Origin of the sequence: Streptacidiphilus cavernicola (assembly GCF_042510955.1) — a bacterium.
Lineage (GTDB): Bacteria > Actinomycetota > Actinomycetes > Streptomycetales > Streptomycetaceae > Streptacidiphilus > Streptacidiphilus cavernicola.
Genome location: NZ_JBHFAB010000052.1, coordinates 1 through 1,237, shown reverse-complemented (window position 1 = coordinate 1,237; position 1,237 = coordinate 1). Strand labels below are relative to the sequence as shown.

At 72.6% G+C, this 1,237-nt stretch carries 1 protein-coding gene; it reads right to left on the bottom strand.

The genetic code is table 11. The features are described 5' to 3' along the window. Positions 1-124 precede the first annotated feature (124 nt). Entirely contained in the window at positions 125-1,063 is a 939-nt protein-coding gene (gene meaB, locus ACEZDE_RS33720) for a methylmalonyl Co-A mutase-associated GTPase MeaB (RefSeq protein WP_380545022.1), read from the bottom strand. Positions 1,064-1,237 lie beyond the last annotated feature (174 nt).

Below are 1,237 nucleotides of genomic sequence, written 5' to 3'. Positions count from 1 at the left end.
CGCTCGCACCCGTTTCTCGCTTTGACGGCCCCTGCCGCGACCACCCCGCCCCGTCCCACCCCCTCCCGTGCGTAGGGGGGAACAAACAACGCTGCGCACGCCGCAGTTTCGTCCGGGGCTCGGGTCAGGCTGTTACCGCTGCGACCAGGTGGTCGGCCGCGGTGTACGGGTCGAGTTCGCCGCAGGCCACGCGCTCCGCGAGGGCGTCCAGCTGGTTCTGGGCGACCCGGTGTCGCAACGTGGTGATCGCCAGGGTCTGGATCTCCTGCGCCGCACGGCGCCTGCGGCGGACCGCGAGGTGGCCGTGCTCGTCCATCCAGCCCCGGTGCTTCTCCAGCGCGGCGATCAGTTCGTCCACGCCTTCGCCCTTGGCCGCCACCGTCTTGACGATCGGCGGGCGCCACGCGCCCGCCTCCCGGGCCTCGCCGAGCCCCAGCATGTGGTTGAGCTCGCGCGCAGTCGCGTCCGCACCGTCGCGGTCGGCCTTGTTGACGACGTAGACGTCGCCGATCTCCAGGATCCCCGCCTTCGCGGCCTGGATCCCGTCGCCCATACCGGGGGCGAGCAGCACCACGGTGGTGTCCGCCTGGGCCGCGACCTCGACCTCGGACTGCCCCACGCCGACCGTCTCGACCAGCACCACGTCGCACCCCGCCGCGTCCATCACCCGGATCGCCTGCGGGGCCGCCCAGGCCAACCCGCCGAGGTGGCCGCGGGTGGCCATCGAGCGGATGTAGACGCCGGGGTCGGTCGCGTGGTCCTGCATCCGCACCCGGTCACCGAGCAGCGCACCGCCGGAGAACGGCGAGGACGGGTCGACGGCGAGGACGCCGACCCGCTTGCCCGCCTGGCGGTAGGCCCGGACCAGGGCGGAGGTGGATGTCGACTTGCCGACTCCTGGCGACCCGGTCAGCCCGACCACGTAGGCGTTCCCGGTCAGCGGCGCCAACACGGCCATAACCTCCCGGAGTTGCGGATCCGCGCGCTCCACCAGAGAGATCAGCCGGGCGACCGCACGCGGTCGCCCCTCTCGCGCCTGCTCGACCAGCGTCCCGATGTCCATCCCGGCAATCTCCCATACCGAACCCCGGGGCCCGAGCCCCGGACGAAACTGCGGCGTGCGCACCACGCCTTTTCACCCCCTACGCACGGGAGGGGGTGGGACGGGGCGGGGTGGTCGCGGCAGGGGCCGTCAAAGCGAGAAACGGGTGCGAGCGGCGTAACAAAGGCACCTCGA